The organism is Natronosalvus halobius (assembly GCF_024138145.1).
In the GTDB taxonomy this organism is placed as follows: domain Archaea; phylum Halobacteriota; class Halobacteria; order Halobacteriales; family Natrialbaceae; genus Natronosalvus; species Natronosalvus halobius.
The window spans coordinates 1,196,996-1,210,654 of sequence record NZ_CP099997.1; the positions used below are offsets into that span (position 1 = coordinate 1,196,996).

At 65.0% G+C, this 13,659-nt stretch carries 17 protein-coding genes, 2 rRNA genes and 1 pseudogene; 11 read left to right on the top strand and 9 right to left on the bottom strand.

The window, feature by feature from the left end; translation table 11 throughout:
- Nucleotides 1-52 precede the first annotated feature (52 nt).
- The 3 genes from rrf (NGM15_RS05785) (at nucleotide 53) to NGM15_RS05795 (ending at nucleotide 815) form a co-directional block, all read left to right on the top strand.
- Nucleotides 53-174, top strand: a 5S ribosomal RNA gene (rrf, locus tag NGM15_RS05785).
- A 68-nt stretch (nucleotides 175-242) separates the two neighbouring features.
- Nucleotides 243-364: ribosomal RNA gene (rrf, locus tag NGM15_RS05790) — 5S ribosomal RNA — on the top strand.
- A gap of 250 nt (nucleotides 365-614) precedes the next feature.
- A complete protein-coding gene (locus tag NGM15_RS05795; protein ID WP_253436468.1) occupies nucleotides 615-815 on the top strand; it encodes a dodecin in 201 nt (66 codons plus the stop codon).
- A gap of 5 nt (nucleotides 816-820) precedes the next feature.
- Here the strand turns inward: NGM15_RS05795 and NGM15_RS05800 are convergent, their stop codons facing one another.
- Genes NGM15_RS05800 through NGM15_RS05810 form a run of 3 tightly spaced genes read right to left on the bottom strand, consistent with a single transcriptional unit; the run spans nucleotide 821 to nucleotide 2,845 of the window.
- The gene (locus tag NGM15_RS05800) at nucleotides 821-1,189 is read right to left on the bottom strand and encodes a HesB/IscA family protein (protein ID WP_253436470.1); all 369 of its coding nucleotides are present in this window, start codon (nucleotides 1,187-1,189) and stop codon (nucleotides 821-823) included.
- A gap of 57 nt (nucleotides 1,190-1,246) precedes the next feature.
- Nucleotides 1,247-2,542: a histidinol dehydrogenase gene (hisD, locus tag NGM15_RS05805; RefSeq protein ID WP_253436473.1), complete on the bottom strand. Its 1,296-nt coding sequence runs from the start codon at nucleotides 2,540-2,542 to the stop codon at nucleotides 1,247-1,249.
- Between the two features lie 57 nt (nucleotides 2,543-2,599).
- The gene (locus tag NGM15_RS05810; RefSeq protein ID WP_253436476.1) at nucleotides 2,600-2,845 is read right to left on the bottom strand and encodes a hypothetical protein; all 246 of its coding nucleotides are present in this window, start codon (nucleotides 2,843-2,845) and stop codon (nucleotides 2,600-2,602) included.
- 342 nt (nucleotides 2,846-3,187) lie between these two features.
- Between NGM15_RS05810 and NGM15_RS05815 the strand changes: the two genes are divergently transcribed.
- Nucleotides 3,188-4,204 carry a DHH family phosphoesterase gene (locus NGM15_RS05815; protein ID WP_253436479.1) on the top strand — a complete coding sequence of 339 codons (1,017 nt, stop codon included), beginning with the start codon at nucleotides 3,188-3,190 and terminating at the stop codon, nucleotides 4,202-4,204.
- A 5-nt stretch (nucleotides 4,205-4,209) separates the two neighbouring features.
- On the opposite strand, the gene NGM15_RS05820 is transcribed toward NGM15_RS05815, so the two are convergent.
- A complete protein-coding gene (locus tag NGM15_RS05820) occupies nucleotides 4,210-4,668 on the bottom strand; it encodes an Hsp20/alpha crystallin family protein (protein ID WP_253436481.1) in 459 nt (152 codons plus the stop codon).
- A gap of 296 nt (nucleotides 4,669-4,964) precedes the next feature.
- Between NGM15_RS05820 and NGM15_RS05825 the strand changes: the two genes are divergently transcribed.
- The 5 genes from NGM15_RS05825 (at nucleotide 4,965) to NGM15_RS05845 (ending at nucleotide 7,693) form a co-directional block, all read left to right on the top strand.
- The gene (locus NGM15_RS05825; RefSeq protein ID WP_253436483.1) at nucleotides 4,965-5,648 is read left to right on the top strand and encodes a type 1 glutamine amidotransferase domain-containing protein; all 684 of its coding nucleotides are present in this window, start codon (nucleotides 4,965-4,967) and stop codon (nucleotides 5,646-5,648) included.
- Between the two features lie 111 nt (nucleotides 5,649-5,759).
- On the top strand, nucleotides 5,760-6,593 hold the full coding sequence (locus tag NGM15_RS05830) for a succinylglutamate desuccinylase/aspartoacylase family protein (protein ID WP_253436485.1): 834 nt from the start codon (nucleotides 5,760-5,762) through the stop codon (nucleotides 6,591-6,593).
- Nucleotides 6,590-6,871, top strand: coding sequence for a hypothetical protein (locus NGM15_RS05835; protein ID WP_253436488.1), 282 nt, complete (start codon nucleotides 6,590-6,592; stop codon nucleotides 6,869-6,871). The genes NGM15_RS05830 and NGM15_RS05835 overlap by 4 nt, the downstream gene beginning before the upstream one ends.
- 76 nt (nucleotides 6,872-6,947) lie before the next feature.
- The gene (locus NGM15_RS05840) at nucleotides 6,948-7,184 is read left to right on the top strand and encodes a DUF1918 domain-containing protein (protein ID WP_253436491.1); all 237 of its coding nucleotides are present in this window, start codon (nucleotides 6,948-6,950) and stop codon (nucleotides 7,182-7,184) included.
- Between the two features lie 62 nt (nucleotides 7,185-7,246).
- Nucleotides 7,247-7,693 (top strand): RNA-binding protein, encoded by a 447-nt coding sequence (locus tag NGM15_RS05845; protein ID WP_253436494.1) that lies wholly within the window; start codon nucleotides 7,247-7,249, stop codon nucleotides 7,691-7,693.
- 242 nt (nucleotides 7,694-7,935) lie between these two features.
- On the opposite strand, the gene NGM15_RS05850 is transcribed toward NGM15_RS05845, so the two are convergent.
- The 5 genes from NGM15_RS05850 to NGM15_RS05870 all read right to left on the bottom strand — a co-directional run bounded on the left by NGM15_RS05850 (nucleotide 7,936) and on the right by NGM15_RS05870 (nucleotide 12,010).
- Nucleotides 7,936-8,385, bottom strand: coding sequence for a universal stress protein (locus NGM15_RS05850; RefSeq protein WP_253436497.1), 450 nt, complete (start codon nucleotides 8,383-8,385; stop codon nucleotides 7,936-7,938).
- A 103-nt stretch (nucleotides 8,386-8,488) separates the two neighbouring features.
- On the bottom strand, nucleotides 8,489-9,316 hold the full coding sequence (locus NGM15_RS05855; RefSeq protein WP_253436500.1) for a hypothetical protein: 828 nt from the start codon (nucleotides 9,314-9,316) through the stop codon (nucleotides 8,489-8,491).
- A 243-nt stretch (nucleotides 9,317-9,559) separates the two neighbouring features.
- On the bottom strand, nucleotides 9,560-10,084 hold the full coding sequence (gene pyrI, locus NGM15_RS05860; protein WP_253436503.1) for an aspartate carbamoyltransferase regulatory subunit: 525 nt from the start codon (nucleotides 10,082-10,084) through the stop codon (nucleotides 9,560-9,562).
- The gene (gene pyrB / locus NGM15_RS05865; protein ID WP_253436506.1) at nucleotides 10,081-10,998 is read right to left on the bottom strand and encodes an aspartate carbamoyltransferase; all 918 of its coding nucleotides are present in this window, start codon (nucleotides 10,996-10,998) and stop codon (nucleotides 10,081-10,083) included. The genes pyrI and pyrB overlap by 4 nt, the downstream gene beginning before the upstream one ends.
- 160 nt (nucleotides 10,999-11,158) lie before the next feature.
- A complete protein-coding gene (locus NGM15_RS05870; protein WP_253436509.1) occupies nucleotides 11,159-12,010 on the bottom strand; it encodes an eIF2B alpha/beta/delta subunit family protein in 852 nt (283 codons plus the stop codon).
- Nucleotides 12,011-12,122: 112 nt separating this feature from the next.
- On the opposite strand from NGM15_RS05870, the gene NGM15_RS05875 reads away from it, so the two are divergent.
- Entirely contained in the window at nucleotides 12,123-12,458 is a 336-nt protein-coding gene (locus NGM15_RS05875) for a DUF7969 family protein (RefSeq protein ID WP_253436512.1), read from the top strand.
- Between the two features lie 94 nt (nucleotides 12,459-12,552).
- Nucleotides 12,553-13,596, top strand: a pseudogene (locus tag NGM15_RS05880) (Mrp/NBP35 family ATP-binding protein); the annotation flags it as partial.
- Nucleotides 13,597-13,659 lie beyond the last annotated feature (63 nt).

Sequence of the window (13,659 nt, forward strand, 5' to 3'; positions counted from 1 at the left end):
ACACCGTACACCGACCCCGGTATAATCGCGGTTCGACTCCGCGAGTCGGCATTACGGCGGCCAGAGCGGCGGGGCACCACCCGTACCCATCCCGAACACGGTAGTTAAGCCCGCCCGCGTTTCGGCCAGTACTGGCGTGGGAGACCCGCTGGGAACCCCGGCTCGCCGCCGACTACTCATATCGCATTCAGCATCCACCGATACTGGCGTCCTCGCGGCGGTTCGATTCCGCCGATCGGCATTAGAGCGGCCACAGCGGCGGGGTACCTCCCGTACCCATCCCGAACACGGCAGATAAGCCCGCCCGCGTTTCGGTCAGTACTGGCGTGAGAGATCCGCTGGAAACTCCGACTCGCCGCTTCCATTCATATCGTTTTCATACTGAAGAGCTGCAGCACTCGTCGAGCCACCGCCGAACTCCCGTTTCTCGAGCAGACGCCTGGACGACCTGCTCAGACAACATCAGAACCATCGAGGACGCCAGCACTGACGCCAAATAGGAACTCGAGTGCTCACATCGAGCCCAGAAGCGGGAACCAGCGGCGGGCTCGTGCTCGGATTCGAACAGTGCTCAGCGTACGTTTAAGGCGACGACCGATGTAGGGGGCCGTGCAATGGTCTTCAAGAAGATCACCCTGATCGGAACGAGTACGGAGAGCTTCGACGCCGCAGCGGACGACGCCATCGACCGGGCGGAGTCGACGCTGAACAACGTCTACTGGGTCGAAGTCGACGAACTGGGCGTCGAAATTGCGTCCGTAGAGGATCGACAGTATCAGGCAGAAGTGACGGTCGCGTTCGAACTCCAGGAGTAGCGTAATCAGGTCCGGAAGGACTCGCCGCAGCCACACTCGCTGACGACGTTCGGGTTTTCGACGTGGAAGCCCTCGGCCTGGAGGCCGCTCTCGTAGTCGAGGACGCTGCCCTCGATGTACTTGAGACTCGCGGGGTCGACGAAGACCCGCAGGTCGTGGTGTTCGTAGATCGTGTCGTCGGCCTCCGGTTTCTCGTCGAATCGCATTCCGTAGGAGAGGCCGGCACAGCCGCCTTGCTGGACGAACAGTCGGAGTCCGGCCTCCGTCGTGTCGTAGTCTTCGGTCTCGAGTAACTCGAGGGCGCGCTCGGCGGCGGTCTCGGTCACCTCGATTCGTGGGTTGGCGGATCCACCGTCTGCGCTCTCCGTGCTCATACTGCACTCCACGGCTGCCTCGGTGTTAACTGTGACGCTCGTCGAGGGAGGGGGAACTCACTCGTCGTCCTGGACGTCGAGACGGACGCGGACGCTCTCGACGTGGGCCTCGAGGCCCTCTGCGTCGGCGAGAGTCGTGATGGTTGGCGCGAGTTCCGTGAGTCCGTCGCCGGAGAGCCGTTGCACCGTCGTGGCCCGGAGGAAGTGCTCCACCGAGAGGCCGCCCGTGACTTTTGCGCCGCCGTTCGTCGGGAGGACGTGGTTGGTGCCGCTAGCGTAGTCACCCGCCGCGACGGGGGTGTTCGGGCCGAGGAAGACGCTCCCGGCGCTGTCGACGCGCTCCAGGATGGACTCGTCGTCGTCGGCGACGATCGCGAGGTGTTCGGGGGCGTACTCCTCGGTGAAGAGGATCGCCTCGCTCATCGACCGGGCGAGCAAGACGGCGCTGGCGTCGTTTTCGAGTGCCTCCTGGATGGTCTCCTCGCGCTCGCGTTCAGGGAGCGATTCCTCGAGCGCGTCGACGACGGCCTCGGCGGTCGCCTCGTCGTCCGTGACGGCGACGACGGAGGCGTTCGGGTCGTGTTCGGCCTGGGCGAGGAGTTCGGCGGCGACGTAGTCGGGATTGGCGGTCTCGTCGGCGACGACGACGACCTCGCTCGGCCCCGCGAGGAAGTCGATCTCCACCTCGTCGCGAACCTCGGCTTTCGCGGCGGTCACCCAGCGGTTGCCGGGTCCGACGACCTTCTGGACAGATGTGACGCTCTCGGTCCCGTAGGCCAGGGCGGCGACGGCCTGGGCGCCGCCGACGCTGTAGACGGCGTCGGCTCCGGCGAGGTGGATCGTCGCGAGCGTGACCGGGTTGATCTCCTCGGCTGGCGGCGTCACCACGGAGACGTGCTCGACGCCCGCGACGACGGCGGGGACGACACCCATGATCGCGCTCGAGGGGTAGGCGGCCGTGCCGCCGGGGACGTAGACGCCGACGCGCTCGAGCGGCCGGAATCGTCGGCCGAGTTCGCGGCCGTCGTCGAACTCGTGTCGCCAGTCCTCGGGGAGTTGGGCCTCGTGGAACTCGCGGACGTTCTCGATGGCGGTTTCGATGGCGTCGCGGACGTCGTCCGAGAGGTCCTGGACGGCGCGCTCGCACTGGTCGGTGATCTCGAGGTTGCCGACGTCGACGCCGTCGAACTCGCGACAGTACTCCCGGACAGCGACGTCGCCTTCTTCGCGGACGCGCTCGACGATCTCGCGGGCGTCGTTCCTGGCGGCATCGATTCCGGCGTCGCGCTGGAACAGGGCCGCCCGGGCCTCGAGGCCGAGGTCGGCGATTTCGGTGACGGAGAACGCAGTCATAGCGGCAAATTCGCGCGTGCGATGAAAAACGGTTGCGTTCGCGTCCGGGGTTACGACTTACGCGTCCCCCTCTGCATCCGCGTCGGCGTCTTCCTCGATGGGCACGATACCGATCGCCGCGGCGGTCGCTCGGAGGAAGAGGAAGACGGCGAGTGCGAACCCGACGAGGCCGATGGGGGCGGCGACCGTCTGGGCCATTTGGAACGACGGGAGGACGATCCGACTGAATCCGAGCACGACGAAGCTCAGGACGACGAGTCCGAAGGCGAGCAGCGAGAGTCGAACGAAGTCGTGCTGGTCCATAGTCGAGTTACGTGACGTCATCGCTAAGTGGTATCGGAATGTCGTCGACGGGTTCGACGGCTTCGATAGATTCGACGACTCCAATGGCTTCGAAGGGGTCGCTGGATTCGCTCGGTTCGCTAGGTTCGACGGCTTCGTTGGCGCCGGGGAATTCGACAGATCCAGAGAGGGTGATAGCCAGCGTCGATCGCACCACCACCCGTACGAGGCGGTTCGAAAAACGACGACCGACAGCGCGCCGCTCCAGGAGAAACGTCGAATGCCGACCGACAGTATTCGTTTCGATGACGACACATCGAATTCAGTAGCGACGTTGAAGCGTTTCCCCCTCATACGTCAGGTATGTCTCGTGCAGCGGACCTCGCGGACGTCCTCGCCGACTGTTCGTCGCTCGTGATCGTCTGTCACGACAACCCCGACCCGGACACGCTCGCGAGCGCGCTCGCACTCGAAGCGATCGCGACCGACCAGGACGTCGCCGAGACGGCCATCGCCTACGGCGGCGAGATATCCCACCAGCAAAACCGGGCGTTCGTCAACCGCCTCGAGGTCGACGTAGAACCGCTCGAGGACCTCGAGATCGGCGAATACGACTGTATCGCGTTCGTCGATCACTCCATGCCGACGGCGAACACGGCGCTCGACGTTCGGTTCGAACCGGACGTGATCGTCGATCACCACCCCGGCGAATCCGGCGACGCGGCGTTCGTCGACGTCCGAACCGACTACGGGGCGACGGCGACGATCTTCGTCGAGTATCTCCACGAACTCGAGGTCCCGTTGACGACGCGACTGGCATCCGCGTTGCTCTTCGCGCTTCACCGCGAGCGCCTGGACTTCGTCCGCGAGCCGACCCAGCGGGAGTACGAAGCCGCGCTGGCGGTGTACCCCGAGGCCGACCTCGAGACGCTCGAACAGCTGTACGGCAGCGCCTTCTCGCCGGCGACCATCGACGCGATCGGTCGGGCGATAACCTCCCGCGAGCGCCGTGGGTCGTCGGTGATCGCGAGCGTCGGTCGAACGGTCGAGACGGACGCGCTTCCTCAGGCAGCGGACTACCTCCTCAACATCGAGGGCGTCAACACGACGCTCACCTACGGCATCGTCGACGGGACGGTTCGACTGAGCGGGCGGTCGATCGACCCGCGGATCAACATCGGTGACGTTCTCGAGGAAGCCTACGGCGAGTTCGGTTCGGTTGGCGGCCACCACGACATGGCTGGCGGCCGAATTGGGCTGGGACTGTTCGCTGACGAGGCCAGCGATAACGAGAGCGTGCTGGCGTTCGTCGGGACCCGCGTTCGGCGACGGTTTTTCGAGGCGCTGAATCTCGATTCCGAGCGCAGTTCCGAGGAGTGAGTCGCTCAGTCGATGTCGATTCGCCTGGGTTCGCCTGCTGGCTGGCGTTTCGCGAGCGTGACCGTCAGCACGCCGTTGTTGAGCGTCGCGTCGACGGCGGCGGTCTCGACCGGGTCGGGAAACGCCACTCGCCGATTGAAAGAACTGGCTTGCCGCTCGTGTCTGATGATGCTCGCATCGTCTCGATCTCGCGTCTGGTCCCGAGTGCCGCGTATCTGCAGGCTCTCGGCTGACACCTGGATCTCGAGGTCGTCCGCGTCGTAGCCGGGGACGTCGGCGCTGACGACGAACGCGTGGCCGTAGTCGGCGACGTCGACGTTGGGTTCACGGTCGTGGAGCGACCAACCGAGGCCGCCTCTGGGGGTGAACTCGGGGTTCCACGAACTGGTCGCGTCCGTGAACTCGCGGCCGAGTCGCTCGAGGAACGCACCGAGGTCGTCCAGTGGGTTGGGACGTCGTGACATGGTCGTCTCGAGTAACGCCATCGGGACCGAAAAGTCCTCTGCACGCCGAGGTGACCGTCAGAATAGTTGAGCGCACCAGGATGTCGGGATACTGGGACGTCGGGGCACTGGGCGTTGGGGCACCAGGACGCCGGGGAGGCAAGACGTCGGGGAACTGGGCGTCGGAGAAGGAGGAAACCGGGCGCTGGGCATCGGAGAGGTAAGACGCCGGAGCGCTGGGACGTCAGGGCGCTCGAGGGCAACCCCTGCACACGACAGGGGAGGATACTCCCCCGTGGCACTCGTCGATTCACTCGATGACGGACGCAACCGCACTATTCGTCGTGAGCGAGTACGGCTACTGGGGCGAGGAGTGCATCGACCCGCTCGAGACGCTCGAAGACGCGGGCGTCGAGGTGACGATCGCGACGCCCTCCGGCGGGCCGCCGGAGATCGACGATCGCTCGATCGATCCCGAGACGGTCGGCGAGGAGACCGCCGAACGCGTCCAGGAGCGCCACGAGGCGGACCAACGACTGCGCGATCCGGAGGCCATCGCGGACGTCCACGCCGAGGACTTCGACGCAGTCGTCTTCCCGGGCGGGCACGGCACCGAGTGGGACATCAATCAGGACCATCACGCTCGAGGCGCCCTGAGAACGATCCTGGAGGGCGAGGGGAAGGCCCTGGTCGTCTGCCACGCCGTCGGTATACTCGCGTTCGCCCGCGACAGCCACGGCGCGTTCGTCGCCAACGGGAGACGGGTCACCGGGTTCCCCAACGACTGGGAGGAAGACATCGTCGACGACCGAGACCTGCTCCCCGACGGCCGCAAGCTCCCCTACTGGGTCGAAGACGAGGTCACTACCGCCGGCGCCGACTGGGACGCCGACGCCGGGGCCGACACGGACGTGATCGTCGACGGCGACCTGATCACGGGCCGCGGGCCGGAATCCTCCCGGGCAGCAGCCGAGACCTTGCTCGAAGAACTCGGTCAGTAAGAACGCGATCGGTCGTTCGCACTGGAGATGATGGTCGTCGAAGTGTATCTATTTTGACGTCGATCTCGTCGATGGAAACCCGCTTAAGGGAGTACGTTATCGTTCTGGACGATGAAACGACGGACGGTCCTGGGCGCCGGTGGGGCGCTCGCCGCTGGGGTGGTCACGGTCGCGGCCGCCGCGAGTCAGACGATGCGTGATGATACGTTCGTTTCGGCGGCTCGAGCGCCGTCTGCGGCGGACGACGTCGAACGGGAGACGGAGCGCCTCCTCCCCGGAACCGAGCACGAGACGCCGCTGCACGCAATCGACGCGTCGGAAGATGGCCCGACGGTGATGGTGTTCGGCGGGATCCACGGCGACGAGTATAACGGCATCGACATCGCCAACGAGATGGTCGACTGGAACCCCGAGGCGGGGACAGTCGTCGTCGTTCCCGAGGCGAACCGCGTCGCCGTCGAGAACGAACAGCGAGAAGGCATCGACGGGGATCTCAACCGGATGTTTCCGCTGGATCGCGAACCGATAACTGACCTCGCTCGCGGCATCTGGGACGCCGTCGAACGCCACGACCCCGACGTCGTGCTCGATCTGCACCGATCGCTCGGCATCTACGGGCTCCACGACCGGTACGTCGGCCAGGCGGTTTTCCACACGCCTGACGCCCACGGTGACGAACTCGCGGCGTCCCTCAACGAGGACCTCGTTCCCTGGTACATGCCCGCTCACCGGTTCGTGGCCATGGAGAGCACCCAACCGAGTCCGCTTCTGTTCAAGAAGGCAGCGCACGAACTGGGGTCGACCGCTTACCTCTTCGAGACGACCCGCTTCATGCTCGACCGATCCACGAAAAACGCGTTCACGCGGGCGGCGGCGGCCCGCGTTCTCGCGCTACACGGCCTGCTCGAGACGGACGCGGACACGGACACGGAGGTGGCCCAATGACCCCCACCCCCCGACGCATCCTGACGGCCCCGGTGACCATCGGCACGTTTCTCCTCCTGGTCGTTCCGTTCGGCCTCGGCTGGCTCAAGACAGCCCTGTTCTCCCCACTCGCGCTTCCCGGTTACATCATTTACACCATCGGCACAGCGATCGGCCACAAGCTCGCGCCACGCTTCGAGTTCTGGGTCTACTGGATCCCATTCGTCTTCGGGTGTTATGGAATCGCGGTCGCCGTCGGTACCGCCTACGAGTGGGTACACGCCTGGATCGACAGATAGTCGCAGCTCTCCAAACGGATTCGCCAGGGCTGGCAGGAATCACGCCCTTTTTACCCGACGACGGGGAAAAGCCGGTATGAGCTTCGACGAAGACGACCGCGTCGTCTTGCACGACAAGCACAGCGAGTTCGACGGCGAAACCGGCACCGTCACCCAGACGATGGAGTCGATGTTCGGCGACACGACCTACACCATCAGCTTCGAGGACGGCCAGGAGGCCGGTGTTCCGGAGGACGCCCTCGAGGTGGCCGACGACGAGGACGCCCTCCAGGACGAAAACGAAGACGAAAGCGAAGACGAAGACGCCGCGTAATCTGCCTGCCCCAGTAGCACGTCTCACCACTGCCCGTCTGACTTCGACTCGAGGACACGCCGATGCCACAGATTCCGCTTCACTACGTCGACTTGCGAACGTTCTGTTACGCCACCGAAGACGACAAGCGCGTCGAGGCGGCGCTGAGACGCTTCCTCCCCGAGGAGTTCGAGATCGAACGCGTCGAGAGTGAGGGGCACTATGGGGACCGTATCCTCGTTCTCTCCGCCCGCGTCGAAAACGCCGACGACGTCCGCCACGTTCTCGCCCAGTTGACCGACCTCGAGACGTTCGACCGACTGCTTGCGGAACTCGACGACCGCGTCACCGACAACTGCGAACTGTTTCTCCGACTGGACAAGCAAGCCGCGTTCGGCGGGGACGTCCGACTCGGCGAGGGGATCACGTTCCGCGCGAAAGTCGAGGCCTATCCGGCGAAGAAGCCACAGGCCGTCGAAAACGCTGAAACGGTGCTCGAGGAGCTGGCGGGCGATGCTGCCAAGGAGTGACTATCGATGGATGTGACGGATAACGAGTTACAGCAACGAGGGTAACGGCTAATGGCCAACGAACGATGGGAACGAGGGTAACGGCTAACAGGTAACGAGTAACGGGCAACGACTAACAGGTAACGAGTAACGGGCAACGACTAACAGGTAACGAGTAACGGGCAACGAGTAACTAACAACAAGTAACGAGTCACGAATAACTAACAACAAGTAACGAGTCACGAGCACCGAGACGCCACCGGTTACCGCTCGTCGCCCGAAACGTCTTCTGCCTGACGGACCGTCAACACCGGCGCATCGGAGAGTCGAACCACCTTCTCGGCCACGCTCCCGATCAGGTACCGATCCAGCCCGGTTCGCCCGTGCGTCCCCATCACGATCATATCGATCCCCTGACCTTCGGCGTACTCGAGAATCTTCGTGTGGGGACTGCCGCGCTCGAGCGTAGTGATAACCGGCTCGACGCCAGCCCGGGCAGCCTCGCCGGAGACGTCCTCTAGGACCGAGTCGCCGACGGTCTCGAACTGCTCGACGATGGGACCGGTTTCGACATCGCCCGCGAAGACGGCCTTGTCGATCACGTAGAGGACGTGTAACGCAGCATCGTACTGGTTCGCGAGGTCGATAGCGTGCTCGAGGGCGCGAGCCGTCGTCTCGCTGCCATCGGTGGGGAGGAGGATTCGCTCGTACATCGCTGTAAGTCGGGTGTTCGAGGCCCACGGTCAAATAGTATGTGCTGGTTCCCGTTCCTGGCACCAACCGTCGTCACCCCAGCAGAGCGGGACCGACGCCGTGTCAGGGTTCGCCGTGAGAGACCCCCTCGCGTCGGTCGGCCTGGAGACGTCGCACCGCCGCCCGCGCGTTGCCCGCCTCGTAGCCGAAGATGACGTCGGTGCCGTAGTGACCGGCAACCTCGGCCGCCCGACAGAGGTTTTCGAGGTCGATGTCCACTGCGTAGAGTTCGATGCTGAACGGCGTCTCGAGCGCGCTCTCGAACCCACTGGCGATCGTCTCCAGCCAGTAGGTCGTCGTGTACCCCATGTCGTAGAGGGGGACGACGAACTCGTCGACGTGAGGCTCGAGGGCCGCGATGTCGAGCCCGGATCGCTCGGAGAGGTGTCCTGGATAGGGGTCGGGATACAGCGTCAGGTAGACTCGACCGGGGATGCGATCAGCCGCCGCCTCGACGAACTCGGTGATGACGTCGGCCCGCCAGGCGAATCGGTCCTCGAACTCGCTCTCGGCGAAGCGTCGTTCGCACACTTCGCATCGACAGTACTCCGGGCGCGGGAAGCCGACGTCGTCGAGTCGAACGTCCTCGTTCACGGCGACGCAGTCGTCGATGATCTCGAAGAGCCCCTCCTGGTACTCGGTTCGCGAGGGGCAGATGTAGGCCCAGTCGAAGTAGGGTCGGTCTCGCGTGGCGGGACGGCCCTCGTCGTCGACGGGGACGAGCGAGGGGTCGGCGTCGGCCGCCGCGTTGTCGCCGAAACAGGAGACCATGTTCACTGCGTCGGGGAGCGGTTCGGCGGACCGGCCGGTCACGTCCTTGACTTCGTAGAATGCCCGGCCGAAGTCGTCCCACGCGACTTCGTCGGGGTTTCGCGTCACGACGCCGTACATGGGCGGCGATAGGACGTCGAGACGGTAAGCGGTTCTGATTCGTTCGGTGTGCGTATCTACTCGGTCGGTTCGTACTCGACGTCGACCTCGGACGTGCTGAAGACGACTTTCCAGAGAACGACGACGGCGACCAGGACGAGCAGGAATTTGATCGTACGCGACATGTACGAGTAGAGAATCAATCGCCTAACACTTAGAGATTCTGGATAGTCTCGGAAATCGGACGAGAAATCCGTTCGTCACCTACCGCGAGTCGATCAGGTCGGCGATTTCGTCGCGAACAATCGTTTCGCAGTACGAACAGCGAACCCCGTCCTCGAGAACGTCGAAGCGAGAGGTGACGGGTTCGTTCTCGGTCGTGATACAGGTCGCGTTCGGGCAGGTGAGCACGCCCTCGACCTCCTCGGGTCGTTCGACGCGATGTTTACTCGCCACCTCGTAGTCTCGCACGATGTTGATCGTCGCGTCGGGCGCGATTAGCGAGATTACATCGACTTCCTCCTGGCTCAGCTCGCGGCCCTCGACCTTCACGATGTCCTTGCGGGCGAGGCGATCGGAGGGAACGTTGATCCCGACGGAGACCTCCTCGTCCTGGCTACCGTCGATCCCGAGGATTGCGAGGACGTTCAGCGCCTGGCCGGCCCGCACGTGGTCGATGACGGTGCCGTTTCTGATTTTGCTGACGCGGAGTTCGTGGTCGTGGTCGGGATCGTGGTCGTGATCGTGATCGTGGTCGTGGTCGTGACTGTGATCGTGATTATCGCTCATCGAGAGTCACCTCCGAGGAGGCTGTCGAGGAGCGCCATTCGAACCGGCACCCCGTTGTGAGCCTGTTCGAAGTACGCCGCGTGGTCGGTGTCGTCGATCTCGGCCGCGATCTCGTCGACCCGCGGGAGCGGGTGCATCACGGTGAGGTCGTCGCTCGCGCCCTCGAGCGTCTCGAGGTCGATCTGGTACTCGCCGGCGATTCGCTGGTACTCGTTTTCGTCCGGGAACCGCTCGCGCTGGATACGGGTCACGTAGAGCACGTCCAGGGAGGCGAGGACCTCCTCGAGGCTTTCGTGTTCGCGCACGGACGCCCCCTCCTGGTGGAGGTCGTAGACGACCTCCCGCGGCAGTTGCAGACTCTCCGGGCTAATGAAGTGCTGGTGGGCGTCGAAGTTCGACAGCGCGTAGGCCAGCGAGTGGACCGTCCGTCCGTACTTCAGGTCGCCCATGATGCCGATCGAGAGGTCGTCGAGGCCGGCGTTTTCCCGAATCGTGTAGAGATCGAGAAGCGTCTGTGTCGGGTGGTGGCCCGCCCCGTCACCGGCGTTGATGAGCGGGACGTCGACGAACTCGCTCGCCATCTTCGCAGAGCCCTGACTGGGGTGGCGAACGACGATGGCGTCGGCGTACCCCTCGATGACGCGGACGGTGTCGGCGAGCGTCTCCCCTTTCTTGACGCTCGAGGATTCGACGGATCCCATGTCGACAACGTCCCCGCCGAGGCGTTTCATTGCCGTCTCGAAGCTCATTTTCGTCCGAGTGCTCGGTTCGAAAAAGAGCAGGCCGAGAAGCGTCCCCTCGTGGTTTCCGGCGACGGCGTCCGGATCGGCGTCGATCTCGGCGGCCCGGTCCAGGACGGCCTCGATGTCCTCCCGCGTGAGGTGTTTACTCGTGATGAGGTGATCGTGGCGCATCTACTCGAGATGGCACGCGCGGGCCTCTTGAATCTCCCCATCCCCGTTCGCCGTCCCTGGTCGTCACCCGTTTCTTTATCTCCATTCGCCCCCCCCCCCCGCTCGCCGTCCGTTCGTTCCGAGGTACCGACTCCAAACTCGATCGCTTCCCACCGTAGAATTAGAACGTCTTCCGCCCCTCGTCCGTGATCACGCTCTCGAGGAGGGCGACGGGGGTCGCGTCGTATGCGGGATTCTCGATCGAGAACCCCTCCGCCGGCTCGGCCATGACCTCGACGGGCGTCCGGTACTCGTTCTCGAAGGCGAAGCCCTCGGAGACGATCTTCGCGGCGGAGCCGAGCACCGTGACCGGCACCTCGAGCTGGGCCGCCGTCGACGCGATGGGGAAGGTCCCCACACGGTTGTAGAGGGAGTCGTCGACGATGCAGTCCATGCCGATGAGCACGCGCGTACACTCGGGCAGGTAGTGGCCGTGGGCGCTGTCGGTGATCAGGGTCACGTCGAGGCCCGGAAGCGTCGCCAGTCGCCGGGCCGTCTTGCGACCGATGTAGCGCGGCCGGGCCTCGGTGACGTACACATCGAAGCTCATCCCGCGCTCGGTGGCCAGCTCGAGGGCCTCGATGACTGTCGAGGAGAAGTCGTGGGTCAGGATCGTCTCGCCGTCTGATAGGTACTCGATGGCGTTCTCGGCGGCTCGGGTCTTCCCGGACTCGACGCGAGCGACGACGTCCTCGATGGCCGTCTCGGTGAACGTCTTGGCCTCCGAGACGGTGTCGGGGTTGGCGTCTTCGACCTGGTGGACGACCTCGCGGACCGCGTTCTGGAGCGAGGCGTGGGAGGGGTTGGCCCGGCGGAGGGCCGTCGCGTTTCGGTCGAGGTCGCGAACGTACTCCTCGACGGTCGCGAACTCCCGCTCGAGGAGGTCCGTCAGCGCGCGCGTCGCCTTTATCGCTACCACCGAGGAACTGTGCGTCTGCATTTCCTTGATCTCCTCGGCCGTCTCGTCGATCATACTCGAGCAGACTGCGGTCAGCACAAAAGGTGTTCCGGGTGGTTGGTTCTGCCGTCGGTTCCGACCGAAATCGGGCGCACGGCTTTTGGCACGCCGCGACGTGGAAGTTGGTATGACCGACACCGTCACCGTTCGCTACACCTGCCCGCACTGTGACGCCGTCGTGAGCCTCGAGCGAGCCCCCGACCTCGCGGATCGGTCCGTGACGACCGTCCGCCAGCCTGGCTGGGAGTACGCGACGCGAACCGACCCGTTCGAGGTTCGCGAGGCAGCGGGCGGCATCGCCTTTCGCTGCGGCGAGGACGGACCGGTGACCGACCGCGACGGGAACGCAATCGAGGGCTGCGGCCGCCTCTACTACCTCAACTTCGTTCGATTCGAGCACGGCGTCGAACTCGAACCCGAACCGCCCACCTACGGCGGGCCGCGGTTCGACTTTCGGACCTGAGACGGCAGCCTCGAACGGGGGCGACGAGCACCCGAGGCCGATGCCTGCTGAAGACAACACAACGCTTTTCGAGCGCCAGCGGCCACCAGTAGGTATGGACGAAGCCGCCGTCCGAGACCGTCTGCGAACGGTCGAGGACCCGGAACTGGGGGACGACATCGTCACGCTCGGCCTCGTGAACGACGTAACCGTTAGCGAGGACGGCGAGGTTGCCGTCGACCTCGCTCTTGGAGCGCCGTACTCGCCGACCGAAACCGCCATCGCTGGCGCCGTCCGGGACGCCCTCGCCGAGGACGGGATCGACCCGGAGCTCTCCGCGAGCATTCCAGACCGCGACGACTCGAGCGGAGACGAGGTGCTCCCGAACGTCAAGAACGTGATCGCCGTCGCCTCCGGGAAGGGCGGCGTCGGGAAGTCGACCGTCGCGGTCAACCTCGCGGCGGGACTCTCCCGGCGGGGCGCCCGCGTCGGCCTGTTCGACGCCGACGTCTACGGCCCGAACGTACCCCGTATGGTCGATGCGGACGAGCCGCCGATGGCGACCGAAGACGAGACGCTCGTCCCGCCGGAGAAGTACGGCGTAAAGCTGATGAGCATGGCCTTTCTCGTCGGCGAGGACGACCCCGTCATCTGGCGGGGCCCGATGGTCCACAAGGTGATCACCCAGCTAACCGAGGACGTCGAGTGGGGTCACCTCGACTACCTCGTGATCGACCTTCCGCCGGGGACCGGTGACACGCAGCTGACGATGCTCCAGACAATCCCGGTGACGGGGTCGGTGATCGTGACGACCCCCCAGGACGTCGCCCTCGACGACGCCCGGAAGGGGCTCCAGATGTTCGCCCGCCACGACACCGTCGTCCTGGGCATCGCGGAGAACATGGCCACGTTCGTCTGTCCCGACTGCGACGGCGAACACGACATCTTCGGGTCCGGTGGCGGGTCGGCGTTCGCCGAGGCACACGACCTGCCGTTCCTCGGCTCGATCCCGCTCGATCCCCGGGTCCGAGAGGGTGGCGACGAGGGACGGCCGACCGTCCTGGACGAGGAGAGCGAGACCGGCGAGGCCTTCCGTGAGTTGACCGCGTCGGTTGCGAACAACACCGGCATCGTCCACCGGCGGGCCGTCTCCGAGTCGGTTGCCGAGCGAACGCCGCCGGTGGACGCGGGCATGAGCGAGGGTGAGGACGAGAGCGAGGGG

Bases quoted from the DNA above. Each gene is read 5' to 3' on its own strand.
- NGM15_RS05795 (WP_253436468.1), top strand. From the start codon at position 615: ATGGTCTTCAAGAAGATCACCCTGATCGGAACGAGTACGGAGAGCTTC.
- hisD (WP_253436473.1), bottom strand. From the start codon at position 2,542: ATGACTGCGTTCTCCGTCACCGAAATCGCCGACCTCGGCCTCGAGGCC.
- NGM15_RS05855 (WP_253436500.1), bottom strand. From the start codon at position 9,316: ATGTACGGCGTCGTGACGCGAAACCCCGACGAAGTCGCGTGGGACGAC.
- NGM15_RS05845 (WP_253436494.1), top strand. From the start codon at position 7,247: ATGCCACAGATTCCGCTTCACTACGTCGACTTGCGAACGTTCTGTTAC.
- pyrI (WP_253436503.1), bottom strand. From the start codon at position 10,084: ATGAGCGATAATCACGATCACAGTCACGACCACGACCACGATCACGAT.
- NGM15_RS05830 (WP_253436485.1), top strand. From the start codon at position 5,760: ATGAAACGACGGACGGTCCTGGGCGCCGGTGGGGCGCTCGCCGCTGGG.
- NGM15_RS05800 (WP_253436470.1), bottom strand. From the start codon at position 1,189: ATGAGCACGGAGAGCGCAGACGGTGGATCCGCCAACCCACGAATCGAG.
- NGM15_RS05875 (WP_253436512.1), top strand. From the start codon at position 12,123: ATGACCGACACCGTCACCGTTCGCTACACCTGCCCGCACTGTGACGCC.
- pyrB (WP_253436506.1), bottom strand. From the start codon at position 10,998: ATGCGCCACGATCACCTCATCACGAGTAAACACCTCACGCGGGAGGAC.
- NGM15_RS05825 (WP_253436483.1), top strand. From the start codon at position 4,965: ATGACGGACGCAACCGCACTATTCGTCGTGAGCGAGTACGGCTACTGG.
- NGM15_RS05870 (WP_253436509.1), bottom strand. From the start codon at position 12,010: ATGATCGACGAGACGGCCGAGGAGATCAAGGAAATGCAGACGCACAGT.
- NGM15_RS05820 (WP_253436481.1), bottom strand. From the start codon at position 4,668: ATGTCACGACGTCCCAACCCACTGGACGACCTCGGTGCGTTCCTCGAG.
- NGM15_RS05840 (WP_253436491.1), top strand. From the start codon at position 6,948: ATGAGCTTCGACGAAGACGACCGCGTCGTCTTGCACGACAAGCACAGC.
- NGM15_RS05835 (WP_253436488.1), top strand. From the start codon at position 6,590: ATGACCCCCACCCCCCGACGCATCCTGACGGCCCCGGTGACCATCGGC.
- NGM15_RS05810 (WP_253436476.1), bottom strand. From the start codon at position 2,845: ATGGACCAGCACGACTTCGTTCGACTCTCGCTGCTCGCCTTCGGACTC.
- NGM15_RS05815 (WP_253436479.1), top strand. From the start codon at position 3,188: ATGTCTCGTGCAGCGGACCTCGCGGACGTCCTCGCCGACTGTTCGTCG.
- NGM15_RS05850 (WP_253436497.1), bottom strand. From the start codon at position 8,385: ATGTACGAGCGAATCCTCCTCCCCACCGATGGCAGCGAGACGACGGCT.